This window comes from Neisseria sicca (assembly GCF_003044565.1).
GTDB lineage: Bacteria > Pseudomonadota > Gammaproteobacteria > Burkholderiales > Neisseriaceae > Neisseria > Neisseria sicca_A.
In genome coordinates this window covers 114120-139708 of record NZ_POXG01000005.1, presented here as the reverse complement: position 1 = coordinate 139708, position 25589 = coordinate 114120, and the positions used below count along the sequence as shown (strand labels likewise).

Below are 25589 nucleotides of genomic sequence, written 5' to 3'. Positions count from 1 at the left end.
TTATCTGCGGATTCGGTGGGGTGTTTCAGGCGCAACCTCACGGATGATGATTTGAGGTTCGGGCGCGGGTTGTGGGGCAACTTCTTGTACGGGCGGGCAGACGGCATCTTCTGGGAAGACGGCTTTCCAATGGAAGCTTCGTGCGTATTTGTGTTTGTCAAACAAGACTTTGTATTGGCAAGTGGTAATGCCTTCTACGTCAGAGCCGATGTGAGGGTTGGCGGGAACGCCGGGGGTGCGGAAGTGGAAGAGGTAGTTCCATTCGCGCACGCCGAACATACCTTCATCGTAGTGCGGACGGCCGAGGATTTTGTAAATGTCGTCTTTGCTCAGACCCGGTTTCATCTGTTCGAGTTCATCGGCGGTCGGGAATGTGCCTTGGTTTTTGTTGAAGGTTACGGAGTAGGGTTTCGGAAAGACGGGGTTGTCCGTCGTTCCGTCGGCTTTAACGTGGCTTTTGCCGGCACAGGCTGACAATACGGCTGCGGCGGCGAGGTAAAGGGCGGTTTTGGCAATGCGGGACGTTTTCATGGTTAATCCTTTTTGGTGGCGGCAGTTTTGGTCAGACAGCCGTTGCATGGTCAAGATTCGATGTTATCCGTGCGCCGCCGTTTTCATTCTGATGACATTTATTGTCACTTTGTAACAATTTCATACGGACATAAATGGAAGCGATGATATATCGTCTTCAGGCAAGCGTGTGTTTGGCACGGGTAAAATCGCGTTACTGGTTGTTTCTTTTGATGTTTAATCACATCTTTGATGAAACGTAAATTTCTCGCTTGAATTTCATGCAAGTTTTATGCCAATCTTTTCAAAAAGGTCGTCTGAAAACCGTATTTCTGGTTTTTCAGACGACCTTTTCCTTACGCCTTATTGTGTTTCGCGAACTTTATTCGCCGTAATATGCTTTGGTCAGGATTTCCTCCATGTCGGCAACCAATGCCAGACGCGGGTTGGCGGGGGTGCATTGGTCTTCAAAGGACAGTATTGCCAGTTCTTTGCGGCCGTCGATGAAGGTTTTTTCGTCGATGCCTTGTTCTTTGAACGACATTTTGATGCCGACGTTGACCGCCAGTTCGTGACAGGCGCGGGCGAAGGATTCTACGCCTTCGGCCGGGGTGGCGCACGGCAGGCCTAAGGTACGGGCGATTTCCTGATATTTCAGGTCGGCTTTGTAGTAGTTGTACTTCGGCCAGGTGGCGGTTTTCTGCGGACGCGTGCCGTTGTAGCGGATGACGTGCGGCAGCAGGATGGCGTTGGCGCGGCCGTGCGGAACGTGGTATTTGCCGCCGATTTTATGCGCCATCGAGTGGTTGATGCCGAGGAATGCGTTGGAGAACGCCATGCCTGCGATGGTGGAGGCGTTGTGCATGTGTTCGCGCGCTTCGGGGTCGGACGCGCCGTGTTTGTAGGAGCGTTCGAGGTATTGGAACACGAGCTTGATGGCTTGCAGGGCGAGGCCGTCGGTAAAGTCGTTGGCGAGCACGGAAACGTATGCTTCTACGGCGTGGGTCAGTACGTCCAGACCGGTGTCGGCGGTTACGCCGGCGGGGACGGTCATGGTAAACGCGGGATCGACGATGGCGATGGTCGGGGTTAGCGAGTAGTCGGCAATGGGGTATTTTTTGTCGCCGTCGCTGATGACGGTAAACGGCGTGACTTCGGAGCCGGTGCCCGATGTGGTGGGGATGCCGATGAATTTGGCTTTGCGGCCCAACTCGGGGAAGCGGAAGGCGCGTTTGCGGATGTCCATGAATTTTTGGACGAGGTCTTCAAAATCGACTTGGGGCTGTTCGTAGAAGAGCCACATGGCTTTTGCCGCGTCCATCGGCGAGCCGCCGCCCAGCGCGATGATGGTGTCGGGCTGGAAGCTGCGCATCAAATCCGTGCCTTTATAGACGGTTTGGACGCTCGGATCGGCTTCGACATCGGTGAAAAGCTGGATGGTTACTTTGTTTTTGCGTTGGTGGAGCTGGTGGGTCACTTTATCGACGAAGCCCAAATCGACCATCGAACGGTCGGTCACAATCATGACTCTTTCGCAGTCTTTCATGTCTTGCAGGTATTGGATGGAATCGCGCTCGAAATAGATTTTGGCGGGTACTTTGAACCATTGCATGTTGTTTCTCCGACGGCCTACTTTTTTGATGTTTAACAGGTTGACTGCGCTGACGTTGCCGCCGACGGAGTTTTTGCCGTAAGAGCCGCAGCCCAAGGTCAGGGACGGCAGGAAGGCGTTGTAAACGTCGCCGATGCCGCCGAAGGTGGAGGGCGAGTTCCAAATCACGCGCAGGGCTTTGACGCGGGTACCGAAGGTTTTTGCCAATTCATGGTCGGCGGTATGGATGGCGGCGGAGTGTCCCAAGCCGTCGAAGGCGACCATTTGTTCGGCAAACTGCAAGCCTTGTTCGGTGGAATCTGCTTTGAGCATTGCCAGTACGGGCGAGAGTTTTTCGCGGGTCAGCGGCTCGTTGGGGCCGACTTCGCGGCATTCGGCGATGATGATGTTGGTTTTTTCGGGGACTTTAAACCCGGCCTGTTCGGCAATCCACGCCGCCGGTTTGCCCACAACGGCGGAATTGAGTTTCGCGCCGCCGCAGTTGGCGCAGTTTGCCGTGACGCCGAAGATGAAGTCTTCGAGCATGGCTTTTTCTTTTTTGTTGGCGAAGTACACGCCGTAGGATTTGAACTCTTCGACCAGCTCTTTATAAATCTCTTTGTCGGCGATGACGGCTTGTTCGCTGGCGCAAATCATGCCGTTATCGAACGCTTTGGACATCACGATGTCGTGTGCCGCCTGTTGGATGTTTGCCGTTTTTTCGACATAGGCAGGCACGTTGCCCGCCCCGACGCCGAGCGCGGGTTTACCGCAGGAATAAGCGGCTTCCACCATCGCATTGCCGCCGGTCGCCAAAATCGTCGCCACGCCCGGATGCTTCATCAGCGCGGAAGTGCCTTCCATAGACGGTTTTTCAATCCACTGGATACAGTTTTCCGGCGCGCCGGCGGCAATCGCGGCATCGCGCACAATTTGGGCGGCGTGGGCGGAACACTGCTGGGCGGAAGGGTGGAACGAGAAAATAATCGGATTGCGGGTTTTCAGCGCAATCAGGGATTTGAAAATGGTGGTGGAAGTCGGATTGGTGGTCGGCACGATACCGCAGACGACCCCGACCGGATCGGCGATTTCGGTAATGCCGGTTACATCGTCTTCGCTGATGACGCCCACGGTTTTCAAATCGCGCAGGCGGCGCACGACGTTTTCGCAGGCAAACAGGTTTTTGGTCGCCTTATCTTCAAATACACCGCGTCCCGTTTCTTCGACCGCGTGCATGGCGAGCACACCATGTTTGTCCAGCGCGGCAATGGAGGCTTTGGCAACGATATAATCAATCTGCTCCTGATTCAGCTTGCGAAACTCGTCCAACGAGCGCAAACCCTTTTCAACCAAACTGTTGACCTCGGCGACGGCGGGGCTGACGACATTGTCGGCTGATGCGTTCATGGTGTATCTCCTTGATATAAGGTGGCAATAAAGACGATAAATTTTCACTACGATTACTATAAGTAATTTTGTTACATTTCTCTTTGACTTACATCACAAACCATGCATGCTGTTTTCAGGCGACCCCTTTCAGGATTTTTCTGTTTTTAATACATTGAAATAAAATCATTTTAACGAGTTTGATAAAAGAGGCCGCCGAGTCTTCCCCTTTTGCCATATCGCTATTGTTTTACCCGCTGCAATTCATATGAAAATGAAATTTTTTGAATTTTGTATCGAAATTACAAATCAACCTTTCAAACAAAATTTGCAGGCAAAACGGACAAGGTCGTCTGAAAACCAAATTAAAGTTTTCAGACGACCTTGTCGCATATTCACAAGAGATTGTCGGGAAAACGATAGTTTTTTTCTACAATTTCAGATATTAAACTTATAAAATACAACCATTCTCATTTGTACAATGAACGGAGAAATTGATGTTCCGACCCAATCTGACCGCTGCCGCCGTTGTGGCCGCTTTATCTTCCACTGTATTTGCCGCCGAAACGGTCGAGCTGGATACCGTCCATGTGAAAGGACAGCGTTCGTATAACGCGATTGCCACCGAGAAAAACGGCGATTACAGCTCGTTTGCCGCCACTGTCGGCACAAAAATTCCCGCTTCTTTGCGCGAGATTCCGCAATCCGTCAGCATCATTACCAACCAGCAGGTAAAAGACCGCAACGTTGATACCTTTGACCAATTGGCGCGCAAAACGCCGGGTCTGCGCGTGTTGAGTAATGACGACGGCCGCTCTTCGGTTTACGCGCGCGGCTACGAATACAGCGAATACAACATCGACGGCCTGCCCGCGCAGATGCAGAGTATCAATGGTACATTGCCCAACCTGTTCGCCTTCGACCGCGTCGAAGTGATGCGCGGCCCGAGCGGCTTGTTTGACAGCAGTGGCGAGATGGGCGGCATTGTGAATTTGGTGCGCAAACGCCCGACCAAAGAGTTCCAAGGCCATGCGGCGGCAGGGTTCGGTACGCACAAACAATATAAAGCCGAAGCCGACGTTTCAGGTCCTCTGAACGCCGACGGCAGCGTGCGCGCCCGTGTGATGGCGCAAACTTCAGGTGCGTCTCCTCGTCCGGCGGAGAAAAACAACCACCACGAAACCTTCTACACGGCGGCGGATTGGGACATCAACCCCGACACGACTTTGGGCGTAGGCTATCTCTACCAACAACGCCACCTCGCGCCGTACAACGGTCTGCCCGTCGGCAGCAGCGGCAATTTGCTGTCTCTGCCCAACCACACTTTCGTCGGCGCGGATTGGAACAAATTTAAAATGAACAGCCATGACGTGTTCGCCGATTTGAAACATTATTTTGACGACGGCGGCTACGGCAAAATCGGTATGCGCTATTCCGACCGCGATGCCGACTCCAACTACACCTTCGCCGCCAAAAAACTTTCTGCGGACAATAAGGCGGACGTCGTCGGCTTAGGCACGGAAATCAAACAAAAAGCCTTCGCGGTTGACGCAAGCTACAGCCGTCCGTTTGCCTTGGGCAACACCGCAAACGAACTCGTCGTCGGCGCGGACTACAACCGTTTGCGCAGCACCAACGAGCAAGGCCGTGCAGCCGTTGCGCGCAATGTTGCCTTGGGCGATTTCCACTCCGTTCCCTATGTCAACCTGATGCAGAACGCCCGTGCCGGCGCGCGCGGTTACAGCCATACCGTCGCTACCGAAAACCTTGACGAATTCGGTGTTTACGGCAAATCCGTCTTCCATCCGGTCGACAGGCTGTCGCTCATTGGCGGCTGGCGTTTGGGACACTACGAAATCGAAGCGGGCGAAGGCGACGAGTTGCACAAAGCCAGCAAAACCAAGTTCACCGGCTACGCAGGCGCAGTTTACGACTTGAACGACAACAACAGCCTCTACGCCAGCTTCTCCCAACTCTACACGCCGCAAACCAGCCTCGGCACCGACGGCAACCTGCTCAAACCGCGCGAAGGCAACCAGTTTGAAGTCGGCTACAAAGGCAGCTACATGGACGACCGCCTCAACACCCGCGTCTCCCTCTACCGCCTGAAAGACAAAAACGCCGCCGCACCGCTGAACCCGAACAACCGCAACACCCGTTACGCCGCCTTGGGCAAACGCGTGATGGAAGGCGTTGAGACCGAAATCAGCGGCGCGATTACACCGAAATGGCAAATCCACGCAGGTTACAGCTATCTGCACAGCCAAATCAAAACCGCCGCCAACTCGCGCGACGACGGCATCTTCCTGCTGATGCCCAAACACAGCGCAAACCTGTGGACGACTTATGAAGTTACGCCCAAGCTGACCCTCGGCGGCGGCGTGAACGCGATGAGCAGCATCTCCTCGGCAGCAGGGCTGCGTACAGGCGGCTACGCCACATTCGACGCCATGGCGGCATACCGCTTCACGCCCAAACTGAAGCTGCAAATCAACGCCGACAACATCTTCAACCGCCACTACTACGCCCGCGTCGGCAGCGCAAACACCTTCAACATTCCCGGCTCGGAGCGCAGCCTGATGGCAAACCTCCGCTACGACTTCTAAAAACGGGAAAAGCAAAAGGAAAACAAATCACCGCCAAAAACCAGAAGACCAACACATTACGGAAACAGACCGGACAGGCAGGGCACACCACCTGTCCGGTTTTATCATTTATGTCCCATGTATTCAAATATAGTGGATTAAATTTAAATCAGGACAAGGCGACGAAGCCGCAGACAGTACAGATAGTACGGAATCGATTCACTTGGTGCTTCAGCACCTTAGAGAATCGTTCTCTTTGAGCTAAGGCGAGGCAACGCCGTAATGGTTTAAAGTTAATCCACTATAGAAAAAACAGCAGATATAGCCCAAAGGTCGTCTGAAATATCCGCCACTCCGATAACACACACAACACACCCCACCAACACAACCGACAACCCCGCCATGACCTCACGCACCGCACACTGGCAAGCCGCCCGCCTGCTGCAAGCCGAAGAAACCCACATCCGCTCCGAGCACACCGGCCGCAGCTACCGCATCCAAACCGCCGCCGTCGGCGACCCGCCCCCGCAAGGCTATCCCGTCCTCCATATCCTCGACGGCGACGCCTTCTTTCCCGCCGCCCTCAGCATGGCGCAATCCCTGCTCATCAACCCCATGACCCGAAGCCGCGCCGCCTGCCTCATCGTCAGCATCGGCTACCCCAACGGCGAAGTCCGCGACCTGACCCAACGCGCCCTCGACTACACCCCGCCCCTGCCCGAAACCGCCACCGAAGCAGACCGCCGCCAATACGGGCAAGCAGACCGCTTCGCCGCCTTCCTCGACCACGAACTCGCCCCGACCCTTGCCGCCAAATACCCCGTCAACCCCAAAGAACAAGCCCTGTTCGGACACTCCTTCGGCGCATTGTTCGGACTCTATTCCCTCTTCACCGCCCCCGACCGCTTCAAACACAACCTGCTCGCCTCCCCCTCCGTCTGGTGGCACAACCGCCGCGTCCTCGACTTCCTACCGTCCGCCCTTCCCGCCGATACCGCCGTCCGCATCAGCGTCGGCGAATACGAAGGCCGCAGCAACCGCCCCGAACAAATCGGCAGGGAAATGGTCGCCCAAGCCAAACTGCTTGCCGGCACCCTCCAACACCTCGGCGCAGACGCACAATTTACCCTCTACCCCAACGCCAACCACGGCAACACCCCCTTCTACGCTCTCCCCGACCACATCGAATACCTCCGCCAAGCTTGGCAGAAGAAATAAACCTGCGGGGAAACGGCAAGCTGTATACCCAACAAACAGGAATACGGCTTGAGTGGTGGAGATTTGGGATTTTCAGACGACCTTTTTCTTGAATCTATAAGGGTTTTATTCAATTAACTTGGGATAAGCGAATTTGGTAGCGTGGGCTATGCCCACGAACCTATTGTCTAAGAACCGGAATCCGGCAACAGTCAAATTTGCATTTATTTCGTGGGTAGAACCCACGCTACGGATTGTTAGTTGTATTTGCCGTCTTACATCGTTGGCAAAGCCCACGCCACGCGTTGCTGCGACGGCAGCTTTGTCCCTTCCCCCGTTTGGCGGGGGAAGGTTAGGATGGGGGTGGTTTTGTGGGTTTAGATAAAATCAAATTCGTACAGCCCGTAGAGCCACCCTCTCCCCAGCCCTCTCCCGCCAGACAGGAGAGGGGGCGGGTTTGCAGATAAAAACGAGGTCGTCTGAAAACTTTGGGATTTGAGTTTTAGAGAAACTCGTTCACACTCATTTTCAGACGACCTTTTATTCAATCTCAATGCAGGTTTGGAGTAACCCAAGTTTGTAGCGTGGGCTTTGCCCACGAAATCCATCATCCGATAATCCAAATCAGACAACAATTGAACCTGCTTTCATTTCGTGGGCGAAGCCCACGCTACACGTTGCTGCAACGGCAACTTGTCCCTTCTCCCGTCTGGCGGGGAAAGCTAGGATGGGGGTGGCTTTGTGGGTTAGGTCAAATCAAATTCGTACAACCCTCAGAGCCACCCTCTCCCCAGCCCTCTCCCGCCAGACGGGAGAGGGGGCGGGTTTGCAGGCAAAAACGAGGTCGTCTGAAAACTTTGAGATTCGGGTTTTAGAGAAACTCGTTCACGCTCATTTTCAGACGACCTTTTATTCAATCAAAACAAACTTGAGATAGCTCAGGTAGCGTGGGCTTTGCCCACGAAATCTATCATCCAATAATCAAAATCAGACAACAGCCGAATGGGCATCCATTTTGACTTTCATTTCGTGGGCAAAGCCCACGCTACGCGTTGCCGCAAGGCAACTTGTCCCCTCCCCCGTTCGGGGGAGGAAGTTTGCGTACGTATGCTAATATATTGCGGGAATTGTGCCTGCCAGATTTAGCCGTAATGGCAAGGCATTATTTCATTATTCAAAAATTCTTTATGAATTAAATATTTAAAATAAACTATAGTGGATTAAATTTAAATCAGGACAAGGCGACGAAGCCGCAGACAGTACAGATAGTACGGCAAGGCGAGGTAACGCCGTACTGGTTTAAAGTTAATCCACTATATTAAAACTTTAGGATACGCACATGCAAGATCAGGAAGAAAGTAAAAATCAGGAAATACAAGAAAATCAGGAAAAAGAAGACAATGGTGCCATGACCAAGTTGCAAGATGTGTTCAATCTTGCACACGACCAAGCTCATCCTGACAAAATCGATTCCGTCATCCGTGCCAATACTCGGGTGTCTGGAACCAATATGTGGGTATTGATGTTTGCCATTGCTGTGGCGAGTATCGGTCTGAATGTAAACAGCACGGCGGTAGTGATCGGAGCGATGTTGATTTCCCCGTTGATGGGGCCGATTGTAGGTATGGGTTATGGTTTGGCGGTCGGCGATACTGCGCTGATCCGCCAAGCGGTGCGTAATATTATGGTATTCGTCGCCATCAGTTTGGTTACTGCTACACTGTATTTTCTATTAACCCCGCTTAAAGAGGCGCAAAGCGAGCTTTTGGCGCGTACTCAGCCGACCCTTTGGGATGTGTTGATTGCCTTCTTCGGCGGTAGTGCGGGTATTGTGGCGCTGACCCGAAAAGAGGGAGGCAATGCCATACCGGGTGTGGCGATTGCGACTGCATTGATGCCGCCCCTGTGTACTGCGGGCTACGGACTGGCACATGGCAACTGGCAATATTTTTTCGGCGCTTTTTATCTCTTTGCCATCAACTGCGTGTTCATCGCTTTTTCGACCTTGTTGGTTTCCAAGCTGCTCAAGCTGCCGCGCAGGGGGTTGGTAACGGAATCCAAACGCCGGTTGCAAAGCATCATGATTACTGTTGTCGTGTTGGCTGTGATGATTCCGAGCGGCTATATGGCATCAGGACTGGTGCGTCAGGAGATCTTCAACACCAAAGCCAATGCCGCCATTGCCACTGCGCAGCAACAGGAAGGTTTTTTCGTGCTGCGTAAGATGTTGAATCATAGAGAAAATACGGTCGGTCTGATTGTCAATGGAACGGGCAATGCCGAGAAAATTTCCGCCTTGCTGGTGAAAAGCCTTGAAGCGTCAGGTGTGAAAACGCCGAAGGTGAACGTGGTTTATGCGGGTGGAAGCGGTGCCAAAATCGAAGAATTGCTGGCAAGCCGAAACAACTCGGTGCAGTTGCAAAACGAACTGAAAGAGCAGCAAGCATACATCGATACCGTGCTTGCGGGCAAAACTGCCGATACCGCCGGTGCTGACGATGCTGCGGTACTTAAGGAAATAAAAGCCCAATATCCCGAAGCAGAAAAAATCGTTGTCGGACGCGGCTTGGTTTGGGAGAAAGCGCAAACAGAGCCTGTTTCCGAGCAGCCTGAAAGCAGCAAAAATACCAAATCGGAAACAGGCGAACATGACGATATTGTCGTTGTCTCGCTCGAATTTAAGGAGCCTTTGCCTGCCAAAGATCGCGAACGCTTACAGGCGTGGTTGAACCAGCGTTATGAGGGTAAGGTCGTGCGCATGTTTGTGAACACTCAAGCTTCAGATATATAACCCGTTTCACAAATACTCCGCCTGTCGGCTTTACCCGTTTTCAGGAAATAATTTTATTCTTTAACGACCAAATCCGCCTCAAACACGCCCCTCAAGGCGTTGGAGAGGCGGATTTTTTCTGCGCGCTCGAGCATGTCGCGGGTGATGTGCGTTTCGATGACTGCGTCCGCGCCCAAGTAGGTTTGCGGCTGTTTCAACACGACTTGGCGCATAACGCCGTTGAGGATGTCCAAATCCAGAGACGGGGTGAGCCATTGCCCTTGGTATTTGATGAACACGTTGCTTCTGCCGCCTTCGAGCAGGAGGTCGTCTGAATTGAAGAACAGGCTGTCGAACGCGCCTTGTGTTTCGGCGGTTTGCCACGCTTGGTCGTACAGGGCGCGGCGGGTGGTTTTGAAGTGGCGCAGGTAGTCGCGGCGCGGGAGGGGTTGCGGGGCGGGGATGACGCGCTGCGGGGCGGACAGCTCGGCGGTGGCGGCATGGCTGAGGATGAGGTCGTCTGAAACGAGTTCGGCTTTCAGTCGGAACAGGCCGTCGGGCAGTTTGGCGATGTATTGTCGGATTCGGGTTTCGCAATCTTCGGGCAGGGGCAGGTTGAGGGCTTGGGCGGAGGTTTTCAGACGACCTAAATGCAGGTCGAGCAAGCGGCATTGCCTGTTTTCTACGCGCATGGTTTCGAAGATGCCGAAGGCGGGGCGCAATTCGTTGAGGAAACGGGCTTTCCAGCCGCATTCGCGATATTCGGCGGCGGGGTCGCTGTCGATGACGATGCCGGAACCGACGCCGTACACGCCTTGATAGAGTGGATTAACTTTAAACCAGTACGGCGTTGCCTCGCCTTGCCGTACTATCTGTACTGTCTGCGGCTTCGTCGCCTTGTCCTGATTTGTTAATCCACTATCTAGGTCGTCTGAAATCGGGTCTGAAGCGGGTTTGAGCAGCAAGGTGCGGATGACGACGTTGAATATGCCTTCAAATCCCAGCCCGCCCGCGCAGGGTTTCAGGTAGCCGATGCTGCCGGTGTAGAGGCCGCGCGGTTCGGCTTCGAGCGATTCGATAATCTGCATACTCATGCGTTTGGGCGCACCGGTGATGCTGCCGCAGGGGAAGGCGGCGCGGAGGATGTCGGCGACGCTAATGTGCGGCAAGGCTTGGGCTTGGATGGTGCTGGTCATCTGCCAGACGCTGCCGAAACGCGATACTTTAAACGGCTCTGGCACGCATACTTTGCCGGTTTGGGCGATTTTGCCGAGGTCGTTGCGCAGCAAATCGACAATCATCACGTTTTCGGCGCGGTTTTTCGGGTCGGCTTGCAACTCGGCGGCGCGGCGTTCGTCTTGCCCGTCGCCCAAAATCGGCGCGGTGCCTTTCATCGGTTCGGTGCTGATGGTGCCGTCCGCACCGATTTTGAGGAAGAGTTCGGGCGAGAAACACAGCGTCCACGCGGATTTCCCTTCCGCATCGGGCAGGTGGGACAAGACGGCATAGGGGACGGGTTGGCGCAAGCGGCGGTAGAGGCTGACGGGATTACCGTAGGCTTGCAGGTGCAGGCGGGTGGTGTAGTTGATTTGATAGGTGTCGCCGCGCCGGATGGCTTCGTGGATTTGGCGGATATGCTCGAGATAATCGGCTTCGGATACGGAGGATTGCGGCGTGGAAATGCCGGCGGGGAGGTCGTCTGAATTTTGGGCAAGCCAGCTTTCGGCATCGGTGTCGGCGCAGTCGGCAAACCAGTGCAGGGCAAGATTGCCGCCGCGTTCGGACGCCATCCCCATCAGCGGCAAACCGAATTCGTAGTCTGCAAACAACACAGCATGCAGCTCTTTTTGCCAGCCCTTTTGCAGCGTATCGTTTAGCGAATCCAGTTCGTTATGATGGAAAAGGCGGCTTTCCACATGATTTTGATAGAGTTTTGCGCGGCCGCTCACGGCATCGTCAAACAGGGCGAAATAGGGCATGGCTGTGGTGCAAATAGCCTGATTATACGCCGTTTTTACACAAATTAGCAGACCGCGCCGAAAAAAATGAAGCAGTGTAATTTTATGTAGTCCGCTGAGGAGCAAAGGAGTAGAATCAAACCATACCACACCATATCATTTCAAACTTAATCAATAAGGAGACCCTATGGCAGATCATCAGTTAGAACCGTTTGAAAACGTTGAATTGGGCGAAAAGCAAGACCAGTTGCAAGTTTTCGAAAAAGCCGTTTTGGAACACGAAGGACGCGGTACGGACGAAGATTCCGGCAGCGCGCCGCTTCCCGCCAATTACCCCTACAAGCAACGTATGCGCCGCGCCGCATACGAAAAAGAAAAACAAAAGCTGCAAATCGAATTGCTGAAAGTGCAAAGCTGGGTCAAAGACTCCGGCCAGCGCATCGTCAGCCTGTTTGAAGGCCGCGACGCCGCAGGTAAGGGCGGTACCATCAAACGCTTTATGGAACATTTGAATCCGCGCGGCGCACGCGTTGTCGCACTGGAAAAACCGACCACCACCGAACGCGGCCAATGGTATTTCCAACGCTACATCCAAAACCTGCCGACCGCAGGCGAAATGGTATTTTTCGACCGCTCATGGTACAACCGCGCCGGCGTAGAGCGCGTGATGGGCTTCTGCGAACCCAACGAATACCTGCTCTTCATGCGCCAAACCCCTGAATTGGAACGCATGCTCGTCGCCAGCGGCATCCACCTCTTCAAATTCTGGTTTTCCGTATCCCGCGAAGAACAACTGCGCCGCTTCATCTCCCGCCGCGACGATCCCCTGAAACACTGGAAACTCTCCCCTGTGGACATCCAGTCGCTCGACCGTTGGGACGACTACACCGAAGCCAAAAACGCCATGTTCTTCCACACCCACACCGGCGACGCGCCTTGGGTCATCATCCGCTCCGACGACAAAAAACGCGCCCGCCTCAACTGTATCCGCTACTTCCTGCATCAGTTGGACTACCCGGGCAAAGACGTGAAAGCCATCGGCAAAGTGGACGAAAAAATCGTCCTCGTCCCCGATACGCGCTACAAAGAGAAAACCGTCGATATCGGTCACGACTGATTGAGCGGTCAGCCGTTTAAGCTGTAAAAAGGTCGTCTGAAAACCTGAAATACGGGTTTTCAGACGACCTTTTGTTTGTTTCAACCGTTTGCCTCAACGCTACGCCGACAGCCGTTTGGGAACATTATTCAAATTGTGCGAAATAAGACAATACGGTTTGCGGCAGCCATTGCAGATTCAGACGACCCCCGTCGCGGCTGACGAAGCCGACGTGTCCGCCGTGTTCGGGCTGCAAAAGCGTGACGGACGGAGACACTTCGTCCGCATTCGGCAGGGCTTCGGGCGGCAGGAAGGGGTCGTTGACGGCGTTGAGCAGCAGCAAAGGACTGGCGACCGTTTTGAGCCACGGTTTGCACGAGGCGCGGCGGTAATAGTCGAAACGGTCGGCAAAACCGTGCAGCGGCGCGGTAAACGTATCGTCGAAGTCGCCCAGCGTTTTGCATTGCTTCAACAGGGCAGCCGTATCGCGGTCGGAATGGACATGCTGCAAATCGGCAACGTCGCGAGCTTTGGGCAGCAACGAGTTCAAAAAATAACGGGTGTATAACAGGCGCGACATGCCTTTGTCGAAGCGCGTACCCGCCAGCGTCGCATCAACCGGCGCGGAAATGACGGCGGCGGCGCGGGGCAGCGCATTGCTGCCTTGTTCGCCCAAATATTTTGCCAAGGCATTGCCGCCGAGTGAAACGCCTGCCGCATAAATGACGGGATAACGTGCGGCAAGCGTGTCGAGCATAAAGGCGATTTCAGGCGTATCGCCCAAATGGTAGAACACGGGCGCGGTATTGGGGATGCCGCCGCAACTGCGGAAATGGGCGACCACGCCGTTCCAGCCTTTGTCTTGTACCGCGCGCATCAATTCGACCGCGTAATGGCTCTGGCTGCTGCCTTCCAAGCCGTGAAACAAAACCACCAGCGGCGCGTCGGGATTGGGGCTGTCGACAAAATCGTAGGCGACTTGTGCTTTGCCGGTGCTGTCGGGCAGCAACTCGCGCCGGTAAGCGGGGGAGGGGCGTTGCAGGAATTTGGCGAAAATAGTGTCGGCGTGGCCGTTGCGCAGCCAAAACGGCGTATTGGGCGATAAGTTATTCATAATCTGAAGATATTTGGGAGACGGCAGGGTCATCTGAAAGATAGCGGCCCCTGAACACGAAATAATAAACCAACAACGCGGTCAGCGTGCCGTTTGTCCAGCCCGCCCAAACGTCGGTCGGGTAATGCACGCCCAGATAAACGCGCGAAAAACCGGTACTCAGGGCAAAGGCGATGCCGATCAGCCACGCAACACGCCGATAGGGCGTCTCACGGCACAACATAATCATCATGACGGCAATGGCGGCGGAAAATGTACTGTGTCCGCTGGGAAACGAAAAATTAGTCTCTTCAATCATGCGCGGCCAAAACAGCGGTCGCGGACGCTCAAACCAATTTTTAATCAACAACATATTCAGTGTCGGTATCAAGGCGGCAGAAACGCAAAACAATGCGCCGCGACGGTTGCCGACCCGATACAGCCACCAAGCCGCGATGCCGATTAAAGGCACGGCAATGGCAGTTTTGCCCAAATAATGCAAAACGGTGGCAATAGGGAAAAAGCCTTCGCCGATGTTATGGTGAACCCACATCATCAGAGGCTCTTCAAATTCAAAACCGCCGTGCGTGTGTAAATGGAAGGCAATCAACACCGCCAAAGGCAAAAATACCACACCGGCTATGAGCGCCGTGCGGCGGAAACGGATATGAAAATTGTGCATAAATCAAATAAAAATAGAGATTTAGAAAAGTTTTCCTGTTAATGAGCCATGTTTGATAAAAAATATCCGAAATTGATAGTTCTTTTTATTAATTGTTGATAATTATTGCTTTTTTCTCTTTGATAAATTAGGTAAATACACCAAGTGACTATTCTGACAATGCTATTCTACCCGCCCGGCAAAGCGGTTCAATATAGTGGATTAACTTTAAATCAGGACAAGGCGACGAAGCCGCAGACAGTACAGATAGTACGGAACCGATTCACTTGGTGCTTCAGCACCTTAGAGAATCGTTCTCTTTGAGCTAAGGCGAGGCGACGCCGTACTGATTTAAAGTTAATTCACTATAAAAGGGTATCCGCGTAAAGCCGCTAACTGCCTTACGGTACGCCATGATACCGAACGGCAGTATCAATAATAAACACAACAGCAAACATTTCGGAGGCTATATGTCAATTTTGTTTTTAAATTTAATCATGATCATCAGTTTGGCATCCATCGTCACACTCGCCGCAGTCTGGATGGTGGAGCCTAAATTGTAATGCCGATCAAAGGTTGACTGCCGAACGCAGTCGGTTTTATAGTGGATCAAATTTAAGTCAGGACAAGGCGACGAAGCCGCAGACAGTACAGATAGTACGACAAGGCGAGGCAACGCCGTACTGGTTTAAATTTAATCCACTATTCTAAAAAGGTCGTCTGAAAACAAGCATAGCACGGTTTAAACCCGCTACCTTTGTTTGAACTGCCCCCCAAATCTTGGACACTCATAAAAGCCTATTCAGGCGCTCTGTGCAAGCTGGGTTCTGTATGCGACAGGACTCAGCTTTTTCAATTTCAAACTGCAACGCTCCCGGTTGTAGTAATCCATATAGTCATCTATCTGTTTCATCAATTCGTCCACCGTCAATTCCCCTGCGTTATAGAAACACTCCGTCTTCAACACGGCAAAGAAACTCTCCATCGGCGCATTGTCCCAACAATTCGCCTTTCGCGACATGCTTTGAACCATGGAATGTTGGGCAAGTAATTCCCTATATCCCGACGTACGGTATAGCACACCTTGGTCGGAATGCAGCATCGTTCCCTTATCAGTCAGCCGGGGTGCGGCTTTTTCGAGCATTTCCTTCACCATTTCACTGTCGGCTCTGCGGCTCATGGCGTAGGCGACGATCTCGCGGTTGAACAGGTCCAATATCGGCGAGAGGTACAGTTTGCCGTCCTTTCCTTTGAGTTCGGTCACGTCGGTCAGCCATTTTTCGTTGGGTTTTCAGGCATTGAACCGGCGTTTGAGGAGGTGTTCCGATATTTCGCCCATGGCGGGATGGCGGTAGGCTTTTTTCGCCCGTATGAGGGCTTTCAGTTCCATCTGTTTCATCAGCCGAGCTGCTTTTTTGTGGTTCCAACCCAATGCTGCGGCAATGCGCCTTTGCCCGTAGCGTCCTTTATGCCGCCGGTAGGTTTCGATGAGGAGGGCTTTGTCGGCTGCGTCGGGGTCGGGTCGGTCTTGGTGATAGTAGTAAAAGCTGCTTTTGGGCAGGTTTGCGATGTGCAGCAGGTATTTGAGCGGGTGTTGCGCCCTCAGTGTTTGGACGGTTTGGCTTTGTCCTTTGCGGTCTGCTTTTGGCTGAGGGCTTTCAACTCCTTTAGGTAGGCAACCTTTGCGCGCATATAGCACAACTCTTCGATAAGTTCTGCCTGTGTTTTTTCTTGGTCGGGTTTGTCGGCGATGAAGGGGTTTTTGCGGTGGTCGGTCATGGTTTTGGATTGGGGATGTTCGAGTGCGCCGATACCGCCTTCCTGATAGGCGCGTATCCATCGTCTCAGGTGGGTTCGGGAAATGCCGTAGTGGTCTGCGGTACGCTGTTGGCTGCGTATATGCAGGTAGTGGAGTACGGCTTGGTATTTGAAGTGTAATGTATATTTGCTCATAAAAAAACTGCACCTTGTGAGTTGGAGGGGATGTCCAACTTTTGGGGTGCAGTTCAGTTTTCAGACGACCTTTTTTGCATTGGTTCTTTATCATCAACCCGCGATAACGCGCTTCACCGCCTGCGCCATATGGGCAACCGCGTTTTCAGCGGTATGCAGGTAAAGGGCGGGTTCGATCAGTTCCAATTCGTTGAGCAGTAATCTTTCGCCAATCAGCGTCCCGTCTATGCGGGCGTATGCCGGTATTTGGGGCAGCATTGCCAATATCTGCCGTGCGGTTTCGACTGCTTTTTCCGGCGGCGCGGCAGGGCTGACGGCGACTCCGTAGGCGGAATTGGCGCGCCATTCGCCTTGGGACGGCATACGCAGTACGGCATGGCTGAAATGCCCGTCAAAAAACACCAGCGAAGTTTCGCCCGCCGTTTCGATTTCGCGGATATAAGGCTGGACGATGACGCCTTGCGGATAATCCTCCGCCTTCAACGACACTTCTCCTGCCCTGATTTTTGCCACACCGCGCCCGCTCTGCCCGATAACGGGTTTGACGACCGCTTCCCGCCAGCCCCGATTCTCTAAAACTTCTTCCAATTCTTCTTTTTCAGATGACGTCTGCACACTCGGAATCACGTCCGCCCCCCATTCTGCCAAATCGCACAAATAACGTTTGTCCATGTTCCAACGCATCAGCCCGACGGGGTTGATAAACCTTTGCCCGCCCGCTTCCGCTTCTGTCAGCCACTGCCCAAACGCTTCAGGCTCCGCCGCATAATCCCATGCGCACAAAGGCAGGATAAAGGCGGATTTCGGGCAGTTTTGCCAGGGTGTGAAGGCGGTGGGTATGCCGTCCCGTGTCAGCGCGTCCGCCAACGGCAGCAGGTTGGATGGCGGTTCGGGGTAGGTAAGGCAGGTGGTAATTGTCAGCATGGCGGACTTTCGAAAAATGAAATGACAGAATATTGACAAGGGGTTATGTCTTTGCTTGATATTTCAGACGACCTTTTATCGGGCAAACGGCAGGCGTTGTTTGAACAATAAACACCATCACGCTTGCAATAAAAACTTCCCTGAGTAACGGAACTTTTCCGTTTATTTTAAATCCATTAGGCTCGCATTAAAAATAAGAAAGATTCTTATTTATATATAAATTATATATAACATTATTTATTACAAGGATTTTACTCTAATGAAACTTTCGCGCTTCTCCTCCCTTGCCCTTGCCGCCGCATTGGCATTCGGCACTGCCGCCGCTTATGCCAAACCGGTTCAAATTACCGATGTCAACGGCCGCAAAGTAACCGTCGACCTGCCCGCCAAACGCGTGGTTTTGGGCTTTTATTATCAAGACTACATGGCCATCGGCGGCAAGGACGCTCTGAATAATGTGGTCGGTTTCTCCAAAGCGGTTTGGTCCGACTGGGCGCCGCCGAGCTGGGCGGCGTTCAGCAAAGCCGTGCCCAAGTTGAACCAGCTTGCCGATGTGGGCGAGTTGGAAGTCGGCACGTTCTCCGTTGAAAAAGTCTTGGCATTGAAACCCGATTTGCTGATTCTGGCAGACTGGCAGTACAAAGCTCTGGGTTCCGACCTTGCCCGCATCAACAAAGCGGGCATTCCGATTGTGGTGTTGGATTACAACGCGCAAACGGTCGCCAAACACATCCAATCAACCAAACTTATCGGCACGCTGACCGGCCAACAGCAAAAGGCCGACAAGCTGGCGGCGGACTACAAACGCATCGCCGACACCATCCAAGCGCGCGTGAAAAAAGCCAACCTGCCCAAGCCTAAAGTGTATGTCGAATTCGGCAACAAAGGCCCTGCCGAACACAGTTTTACCTTCGGCAAAAGCATGTGGGGTCCGATGGTGACACTGGTTGGCGGCAACAATATCGCCGCTTCTTTGGTCGAATTCTACGGCCCGATCAATCCTGAAAAAGTCCTCGCAGCCAAACCCGACGTGATCGTGATTACCGGCCGCGAAACCGAATTGAAGAAAAGTCCTACCGCCATGGTCATGGGCTGGAGCATTCCGAAAGCGGAAGCGGAAAAACGCTTGGCAGGCTTTGCCAAACGCGCCGGCTGGGCCAACCTGCCTGCGATTAAGAACAACCGCCTCTACGCCGCCTATCACGCCAATTCGCGCACGCTTTCCGACGGCGCATCAATTCAATTTATGGCCAAAGCGATTTATCCGCAGTTGTTCAAAGACTTCAATCCTGAGAAAACTTATACCGACTTCTACCGCCAAAACCTGCCTGTTGTACCAAATGGTACGTTTTACCTGTATCCGAAAGGGCAGTAAGGCGGGCTTCTGGGTTTCAGACGACCTTTTTATGCGAAAGGTCGTCTGAAAGCAGCGTGGGTTTTGTACAGAACCGTAGCGTGGGCTTTGCCTACGGGTGATGTTTGCGGAAATGATGGCGAACAGTATGGGGGGTTCCATGTTTTCGTGAGCGAAGCCCATGCTACGACTGCGGTTCACTTGGTTTTTGATACAGTTCTTCTGTCAGCCGTCATTCCCGCGCAGGCGGGAATCCATTTTTGAATTTTGGTAACTGTTTCTAAATACCCGTTTCTTAAAATTTTCGATGGATTCCCGCCTGCGCGGGAATGACGGCTGGTAATAAGCTGTATCGATGTAAGAGGTTGATTGTATCTGTATCCGAAAAGTCAGTAAGGCGGGCTTGCGGGTTTCAGACGACCTTTTTATGCGGAAGGTCGTCTGAAAGTAGCGTGGGCTTTGCCCACGGGTAATGTTTACGGAAATGATGGCAAGCGGTATGGGGGTTCCTGTTTTCGTGGGCAAAGCCCACGTTACGACTGCCCGTCGTACCGAACAGAGAGCTTCAGGTGGGTTTGACTGTTTTGCCCTCTCCCTAGCCCTCTCCCACGGGGAGAGGGGATCAGATAACTGAAGTCCGACTATTGTTGTGATTCCCTGCAATTTGTTCCCTCTCCCCGTGGGAGAGGGCTAGGGAGAGGGCAAAGCCGTTTGGAACGCCGTTATCCCGATTTTCAAAAAACACCCTTTCAAAACGGATACAGACAAAAGAGATGGTCGGGCATGAATGTCCGACCTTGTTACTTAATTTCAGAGGTTTAAAACATGAATGATTCGGTTGTCGCCGAGATTGTGAAAAACCAGCGCAAGTTGGAAGGCAAGCGTTGGTTAATTGTTTTGATGTTTTTAATCATCGCGGTGGTCAGTTTTCTATTCGACATCGCTACCGGTCCGGCGATGACGGACACGCTGCCTGTCGGCGAAGTGGTCAATGTTTTGCTGGGCAAACCCGAAACAGACGAGATGAACCGCCTGATTGTGATGGATTTGCGCCTGCCGATTGCGGTGATGGCGCTGGTGGTCGGTGCGGCTTTGGGTGTCGGCGGGGCGGAGATTCAGACGCTGTTGAACAATCCGATGGCCAGCCCTTATACGCTGGGTTTGGCGGCGGCGGCGGGTTTGGGTGCGTCGGTGGTGATTGCGTTCGGCGGTTTCGGGCTGCCTGAAACGGTTGCCGTTCCCATCGGGGCGTTTGTGATGACCATGCTGGCTTCGGGCATCTTGTTTCTGTTTGCTTCGGCGCGCCGCTTCAACTCGGCGATGCTGGTGTTGGTGGGGATTGCGCTTTTGTTTCTGTTTCAGTCGATTCTGTCGCTGATTCAGTTTATCGCCGCGCCTGAGATTTCGCAGCAGATTCTGTTTTGGCTGTTCGGCAGCCTGACCAAGGCGACTTGGGAGACTGTCGCGGTTACGGCGGCGGTTACGGCGGTATGCGTGATTCTGCTTTCGCGCGACGTGTGGAAGCTGACCGCGCTGCGTTTGGGCGAAGAACGCGCCGTCGGGCTGGGCATCAATCTGCAACTTTTACGCCTAAAAACGCTGGTGTTGGTGGCCATTATGACGGCAACGGCCATCAGTTTTGTCGGCGTCATCGGCTTTATCGGACTAGTCGCACCGCATGTGGCGCGGATTCTTTTGGGCGAAGACCAACGTTTCTTCCTGCCCGGCGCGATGCTGGCGGGGGCGGCGTTTTTATCGGTGGCGAGCGTGTTGTCCAAGGTGATTATCCCCGGCGCGCTGTTTCCGGTGGGCATCGTTACGTCGTTTGTCGGCGTGCCGTTCTTCTTCTGGATTGTGTTAACGAAACGGTAGGTCGTCTGAAATGTTGAAACTTGAAAACGTCCATATCCGGCGCGGCGATTATGTGGTCGCCGACAGTATCGATTTGACGCTGGAACAAGGCAAAGTCTATTCCGTGCTCGGCCCGAACGGTACGGGCAAATCCTCGCTGATGAAAACGATTTTCGGCGAAGTGGCGCACAAAGGCACCATCCGCTACGGCGACGAAGTGTTGAGCAAAATCCACCTGCAAAGCTGGCGCAAACGCATAGGCTATATGCCGCAGGACACCGCCGCCGAAGCCTCGCTGACCGCGCTGGAAGTCGTGTTGCTCGGCCGCATGGACGCGCTGCACATGCATGTCGGCGACGAACTGCTGCACGAAGCCGCAAGTATCATGGCGGAGCTGGGCATCGGCCATCTGGCGCACCGCGACGTCATGCGGCTTTCCGGCGGACAGCGGCAGCTCGTGATGTTTGCCCAAGTCATGCTGCGCCGCCCCGAAATCCTGATGCTGGACGAACCGGTCAGCGCGCTGGATATGCACCACCAGTTGAACCTCTTGGAGCGCGTGGTGCAATACACGCACGAACACAATCTGGTTACGCTGATGGTGTTGCACGATTTGAGCCTCGCCGCGCAGTTTTCAGACGGCGTGATTCTGCTCGGAGAAGGCAAAGTACAGGCTCAGGGCGCGCCGCAGGACGTGTTGCAGGCAGACATGATAGGCAGGCTGTACAAAGTGGACATCGAACTTTTATACGACAGCAAAGGCCTGCCCGTTATCCGCCCGATGCGGCAGAGTGCGTAACTTAACCGCTCCTGAAATGTCGGATTTGAGCATCCGGCCTGCGATCTCCCTGCAACTGATCCCCTCTCCTGCGGGAGAGGGTTAGGGAGAGGGCGGTAAGCCCAAGGCTTGCCTCTTCGACTCATCAGCCCGCCCCATATTTTTTATCCTTAGAAAGGACTCCCCCATGAAAAAATCCCTCTTCCTCCTCATGCTGACCGCCTCCCTCGGCGCATACGCCGCCAACCACGAAGTCAAAATGCTCGACAACGGCAAAGACGACAGCATGGTGTTCGAACCCGGCTACGTCAATGCCAAAGTCGGCGACACCGTAACCTTCAAAGCCGCCAACAAAGGCCACTGGGTGCAAAGCAAAGCCCTGCCCGACGGCGTTGCCGACTTCCTGTCCGAAGACGGCAAAGACTTCACCCTCAAACTCGACAAAGAAGGCGTGTACGTCTACACCTGCCCGCCGCACCGCATGATGAACATGAGCGGCGTGATTCAGGTCGGCAAACCGGTGAACAAAGCCAAAGCGCAAGCTGTTGTGGACGAACTGGAAAACCGTGCCATGCAGAGCAAAGGCCGTCTGAAAAAATACATGCAGCAGGTCAAATAAACCGCCGCACAAACAAAAGGTCGTCTGAAACCGTTTTCCGTTTTCAGACGACCTTTTTATAGTGGATTAACAAAAATCAGGACAAGGCGACGAAGCCGCAGACAGTACAGATAGTACGGAACCGATTCACTTGGCGCTTCAGCACCTTAGAGAATCGTTCTCTTTGAGCTAAGGCAAGGCAACGCCGTACTGGTTTAAAGGTAATCCACTATAGTTTTGGACGATGACCTTATTGCCCATCCGCCGAAATCTTCTCGTTCAGAAAATCGATAAAACTGCGCACCTTCGCGCTTAAGAACGCCCTGTCCACATAGACTGCGTTTAATTGATCGGTCCGCACCCGATAGTCCGGCAGCAGGCTGACCAGTCTGCCTTCCGCCAAATCCTGTCTGACCGACCACAGCGGTTGATAGGCGATGCCCGCGCCCGCCCTGACCAATTCGCGGATCATCAGCGTGTTGTCGCTTAGAACCACCGGATTGAGCGTCAGAATGCTTTTTTCGCCCGTTTTTTGATGTGTGATTTCCAAATTGCGTTGGTCGGTGTAGGACGGCAGGATGGCGGGATGGCGCATGGTTTCTTCGGGCGTTTGCGGCGTGCCGTGTTTCGCCAGATAGTCGGGCGAGGCGAGCAGGACGAATTGGATTTGTGCCAGCGGCTTGACAATAAGCGACGGAGACAGGGTTTTTGAGACGCGCAAGGCGAGGTCGAAGCCTTCGGCAATCAAATCGACGTGGCGGTTGTCGAGTACCAAATCGAGCGTGACTTCGGGATAGCGTTCGCGGTATTCCGCCAGCCAGTTGCTGATTAAGTTGCCCGCGAACCAAAGCGGCATGGTCACGCGTAACATACCCTGCGGCGTATCCGCCCCGCCTGCCGCCTTTTGCGCGGCGGTGTCGAGCGTATCGAGCGCGTAGCTGCATTGGCGGTAGTATTCTTCGCCCGCTTCGGTCAGGTGGAGGTTGCGGCTGTTGCGGTGCAGCAGCTTGGCTTTAATCGAATTTTCCAGATGGCTGACGTGTTTGCTCGCCATTGCAGTGGAAATATCGAGCTGCTCGGCGGCGCGGGTGAAGCTGCCGCTTTGGACGACTTGGCGGAAAACTTTGAGGCTGAACAGGGTATCCATGTTTTCTTTTGGGGAAACGTTGTGTCAATAAAAGCAGTATATATCTACTGGCAGTAATTATCTATACTACCCAGATAAGATTAGTTTTCATTTCGTTCTTGCATTTTGATTAGGAGTATGCCATGTCTGCAACCTGCACCCGTATCCAACCTATTTTATTGTCCGTATTGCGTATCGTAACTGCCTATCTCTTTCTCTTGCACGGCACGGCGAAATTCTTCGGTTTCCCGACCGCCATGGGTAGCGGCTCGCCCGAAGGCTTGATGCTGGTGGCGGGTATTTTGGAAGTCGTCGGCGGCATCATGCTGATTCTCGGAATGTTTACCCGTCCTACCGCCTTCGTCCTGTCCGGTCAGATGGCGGCTGCCTACTTTATGGCACACGCTGCCAAAGGTTCGGTGCTGTTCCCGCTTGCTAACGGCGGCGAATCGGCAGTCTTGTTCTGCTTCGTGTTCCTCTATCTCGCAGCAGCCGGCGGCGGCTTATTGGCATTGGACAACCTGATTGGCAAAGACAAAGCCTGATGTACCCAAAGGTCGTCTGAAAACAAGCAAAGCGGGTTTTACGAATAGATTTCTAAACCCGCCAACCGATTAAACATCAATCAAAGGAAAAACAACATGACTTATCAAACCTTGCAACAAGCGGCCGAAACCCGCCGTTCCATTTACGCGCTGAACAAAAACCTGCCTATCAGCAACGAAGAAATCAGCGAAATCGTCAAACACGCTGTTTTGCACACGCCTTCTTCCTTCAACTCGCAATCCACCCGCGTCGTCGTCCTCTTCGGCGAAGAACACGGCAAAGTGTGGCAATTCGTCGAAGACGCATTGCGCGCCATCGTGCCAGCCGAACAATTCGAGCCGACCGCGCAAAAATTAAACCTGTTCAAAGCAGGCGCGGCGACCATTTTGTTCTTCGAAGACCAAAACGTCGTCAAAGGCCTGCAAGAGCAGTTCCCTTCTTATGCTGCCAACTTCCCCGTTTGGGCGGACCATGCCAACGCGATGATGCAATACGCCCTCTGGACAACACTTGCCGCCGCCGGCGTGGGCGCGAACCTGCAACACTACAACCCGCTGCCCGACGCCGCCATCGCCAAAGAATGGAACCTGCCCGAAAGCTGGCTCTTGCGCGCACAAATGGTCATCGGCGGCATCGAAGCGCCTGCCGGTGAAAAAGCCTTCGAACCTGTGGAAAACCGTTTGAAAGTGTTCGGCGCATAATTGCCCGTCAAACAGAAAAAGGTCGTCTGAAAACCAATCTTCGGTTTCAGACGACCTTTTTGTTATCGATATGCCTCAAGAATCAAATATTTTGCATGATTTGTCCGTATTGGCGAAATGCTGCGTTTTGTCTTCGCAGGTGCTGTCGGTCGTTTCACACGATACCGTGACAAAGCTTTCGTTGACCTTCAATACCTTGGGATTTTGATCCGACCGCGCCACTGCCTTGAGGGTAAACCGCCCGTCCGGCGTGCCTTTGGCGTCGCCTTGCACTTTGATGCAAAAATCGCCGATTTCCTTAATCGGCAAATCCGGCCATTGGGTGGAACTTTGTTTGAAACTTCCGTTTTTTTGATAAAAACGCTCCAGAAATTGGGCGTTTTCCAGCATGGCGGCCCGCACTTCCTGCAACTTGGTATCTGCGACGTATTTTTGGTAAGACGGATAAGCAATCGCCGCCAAAATCCCTACCATCATGATGGTGAAAACCAATTGAGACAAAGAAAATCCCCGCTGAATTTCCTTCATTCTGCCCCCTTTCGAAACATAAACCGAATATTTGATGTTTATTGTTGTGAGATAAAAATGGGGATTGATGTTTTATCTTGGCTCACTTCAAAACCATACGGCGTGGTTGCCTACGGCAAGCCAGAACGGTTTCTGAATCAATCCCTTATCAAATGAGGTTGGTATCTTATCGTCCTTATGACAGGTATTCAAACAATATCTAAATATTTCCTAGCTTATTATTTCTCAATGTATTGAATTCGCAACAGGCACGCCTGCGCCCGATTTATGCGGTGGACACACGAAGCCTACCTGCGGGTACGGCTTTTATAGTGGATTAACAAAAATCAGGACAAGGCGACGAAGCCGCAGACAGTACAAGATAGTACGGAACCGATTCACTT

General features: G+C 53.2%; 21 protein-coding genes and 2 pseudogenes. 11 read left to right on the top strand and 12 right to left on the bottom strand.

The features are described 5' to 3' along the window. Together DBZ16_RS10865 and adhE are read right to left on the bottom strand one after the other, a co-directional pair. Positions 1 to 531 (bottom strand): outer membrane protein assembly factor BamE, encoded by a 531-nt coding sequence (locus DBZ16_RS10865; RefSeq protein ID WP_070497845.1) that lies wholly within the window; start codon positions 529 to 531, stop codon positions 1 to 3. A gap of 361 nt (positions 532 to 892) precedes the next feature. Further along, entirely contained in the window at positions 893 to 3508 is a 2616-nt protein-coding gene (gene adhE, locus DBZ16_RS10860; RefSeq protein WP_107814005.1) for a bifunctional acetaldehyde-CoA/alcohol dehydrogenase, read from the bottom strand. Between the two features lie 476 nt (positions 3509 to 3984). Between adhE and DBZ16_RS10855 the strand changes: the two genes are divergently transcribed. Next, positions 3985 to 6093, top strand: a complete 2109-nt coding sequence (locus DBZ16_RS10855) for a TonB-dependent siderophore receptor (RefSeq protein WP_107814004.1) — start codon at positions 3985 to 3987, stop codon at positions 6091 to 6093. Between the two features lie 381 nt (positions 6094 to 6474). Beyond that, positions 6475 to 7290 carry an alpha/beta hydrolase gene (locus DBZ16_RS10850; RefSeq protein ID WP_107814003.1) on the top strand — a complete coding sequence of 272 codons (816 nt, stop codon included), beginning with the start codon at positions 6475 to 6477 and terminating at the stop codon, positions 7288 to 7290. A gap of 356 nt (positions 7291 to 7646) precedes the next feature. On the opposite strand, the gene DBZ16_RS15150 is transcribed toward DBZ16_RS10850, so the two are convergent. Next, positions 7647 to 7880 carry a hypothetical protein gene (locus tag DBZ16_RS15150; RefSeq protein WP_159070326.1) on the bottom strand — a complete coding sequence of 78 codons (234 nt, stop codon included), beginning with the start codon at positions 7878 to 7880 and terminating at the stop codon, positions 7647 to 7649. A gap of 728 nt (positions 7881 to 8608) precedes the next feature. On the opposite strand from DBZ16_RS15150, the gene DBZ16_RS10840 reads away from it, so the two are divergent. After that, on the top strand, positions 8609 to 10060 hold the full coding sequence (locus DBZ16_RS10840; RefSeq protein ID WP_107814002.1) for a TIGR00341 family protein: 1452 nt from the start codon (positions 8609 to 8611) through the stop codon (positions 10058 to 10060). A 53-nt stretch (positions 10061 to 10113) separates the two neighbouring features. Here DBZ16_RS10840 and DBZ16_RS10835 read toward each other — a convergent pair whose 3' ends face one another. Next, positions 10114 to 12018, bottom strand: a complete 1905-nt coding sequence (locus tag DBZ16_RS10835; RefSeq protein ID WP_107814001.1) for a bifunctional chorismate-binding protein/class IV aminotransferase — start codon at positions 12016 to 12018, stop codon at positions 10114 to 10116. A 166-nt stretch (positions 12019 to 12184) separates the two neighbouring features. Between DBZ16_RS10835 and ppk2 the strand changes: the two genes are divergently transcribed. Then, entirely contained in the window at positions 12185 to 13114 is a 930-nt protein-coding gene (gene ppk2 / locus DBZ16_RS10830) for a polyphosphate kinase 2 (RefSeq protein ID WP_003766403.1), read from the top strand. Between the two features lie 124 nt (positions 13115 to 13238). Here ppk2 and DBZ16_RS10825 read toward each other — a convergent pair whose 3' ends face one another. Further along, complete coding sequence (locus DBZ16_RS10825) at positions 13239 to 14207, bottom strand: YheT family hydrolase (RefSeq protein WP_107814000.1); 969 nt, start codon at positions 14205 to 14207, stop codon at positions 13239 to 13241. Then, positions 14200 to 14868 (bottom strand): phosphatase PAP2 family protein, encoded by a 669-nt coding sequence (locus DBZ16_RS10820; RefSeq protein WP_107813999.1) that lies wholly within the window; start codon positions 14866 to 14868, stop codon positions 14200 to 14202. Before DBZ16_RS10820 ends, DBZ16_RS10825 begins: the two co-directional genes overlap by 8 nt. A gap of 492 nt (positions 14869 to 15360) precedes the next feature. Between DBZ16_RS10820 and DBZ16_RS16735 the strand changes: the two are divergent. Beyond that, positions 15361 to 15555, top strand: a pseudogene (locus tag DBZ16_RS16735) (IS5/IS1182 family transposase); the annotation flags it as partial. 94 nt (positions 15556 to 15649) lie between these two features. Here the strand turns inward: DBZ16_RS16735 and DBZ16_RS10805 are convergent. The 4 genes and pseudogenes from DBZ16_RS10805 to DBZ16_RS10790 all read right to left on the bottom strand — a co-directional run. After that, positions 15650 to 16126 (bottom strand): annotated as a pseudogene (locus DBZ16_RS10805) (IS3 family transposase); the annotation flags it as partial. A 12-nt stretch (positions 16127 to 16138) separates the two neighbouring features. Continuing rightward, complete coding sequence (locus DBZ16_RS10800) at positions 16139 to 16546, bottom strand: IS3 family transposase (RefSeq protein ID WP_107813997.1); 408 nt, start codon at positions 16544 to 16546, stop codon at positions 16139 to 16141. Next, the gene (locus tag DBZ16_RS10795) at positions 16450 to 16800 is read right to left on the bottom strand and encodes a helix-turn-helix domain-containing protein (RefSeq protein WP_240600356.1); all 351 of its coding nucleotides are present in this window, start codon (positions 16798 to 16800) and stop codon (positions 16450 to 16452) included. The genes DBZ16_RS10800 and DBZ16_RS10795 overlap by 97 nt, the downstream gene beginning before the upstream one ends. Positions 16801 to 16893: 93 nt before the next feature. Next, on the bottom strand, positions 16894 to 17724 hold the full coding sequence (locus DBZ16_RS10790) for an ATP-grasp domain-containing protein (RefSeq protein ID WP_107813996.1): 831 nt from the start codon (positions 17722 to 17724) through the stop codon (positions 16894 to 16896). 259 nt (positions 17725 to 17983) lie between these two features. Between DBZ16_RS10790 and DBZ16_RS10785 the strand changes: the two genes are divergently transcribed. From DBZ16_RS10785 to DBZ16_RS10765, 4 genes are all read left to right on the top strand, one after another. Next, entirely contained in the window at positions 17984 to 19099 is a 1116-nt protein-coding gene (locus tag DBZ16_RS10785) for an ABC transporter substrate-binding protein (protein ID WP_107813995.1), read from the top strand. Between the two features lie 804 nt (positions 19100 to 19903). Next, positions 19904 to 20950 (top strand): FecCD family ABC transporter permease, encoded by a 1047-nt coding sequence (locus tag DBZ16_RS10775; protein ID WP_107813993.1) that lies wholly within the window; start codon positions 19904 to 19906, stop codon positions 20948 to 20950. A gap of 10 nt (positions 20951 to 20960) precedes the next feature. Further along, positions 20961 to 21728: an ABC transporter ATP-binding protein gene (locus tag DBZ16_RS10770; protein WP_070655426.1), complete on the top strand. Its 768-nt coding sequence runs from the start codon at positions 20961 to 20963 to the stop codon at positions 21726 to 21728. Positions 21729 to 21894: 166 nt separating this feature from the next. After that, positions 21895 to 22326, top strand: coding sequence for a plastocyanin/azurin family copper-binding protein (locus tag DBZ16_RS10765; protein ID WP_107813992.1), 432 nt, complete (start codon positions 21895 to 21897; stop codon positions 22324 to 22326). Between the two features lie 229 nt (positions 22327 to 22555). Here the strand turns inward: DBZ16_RS10765 and DBZ16_RS10760 are convergent, their stop codons facing one another. Then, a complete protein-coding gene (locus DBZ16_RS10760) occupies positions 22556 to 23452 on the bottom strand; it encodes a LysR family transcriptional regulator (RefSeq protein ID WP_107813991.1) in 897 nt (298 codons plus the stop codon). Positions 23453 to 23574: 122 nt separating this feature from the next. On the opposite strand from DBZ16_RS10760, the gene DBZ16_RS10755 reads away from it, so the two are divergent. Together DBZ16_RS10755 and DBZ16_RS10750 are read left to right on the top strand one after the other, a co-directional pair. Continuing rightward, positions 23575 to 23976 carry a DoxX family protein gene (locus DBZ16_RS10755; protein ID WP_107813990.1) on the top strand — a complete coding sequence of 134 codons (402 nt, stop codon included), beginning with the start codon at positions 23575 to 23577 and terminating at the stop codon, positions 23974 to 23976. 96 nt (positions 23977 to 24072) lie between these two features. After that, the gene (locus tag DBZ16_RS10750; RefSeq protein ID WP_107813989.1) at positions 24073 to 24678 is read left to right on the top strand and encodes a nitroreductase family protein; all 606 of its coding nucleotides are present in this window, start codon (positions 24073 to 24075) and stop codon (positions 24676 to 24678) included. Between the two features lie 75 nt (positions 24679 to 24753). Here DBZ16_RS10750 and DBZ16_RS10745 read toward each other — a convergent pair whose 3' ends face one another. Beyond that, on the bottom strand, positions 24754 to 25206 hold the full coding sequence (locus tag DBZ16_RS10745; protein ID WP_107813988.1) for a type IV pilin protein: 453 nt from the start codon (positions 25204 to 25206) through the stop codon (positions 24754 to 24756). Between the last annotated feature and the right edge of the window lie 383 nt (positions 25207 to 25589).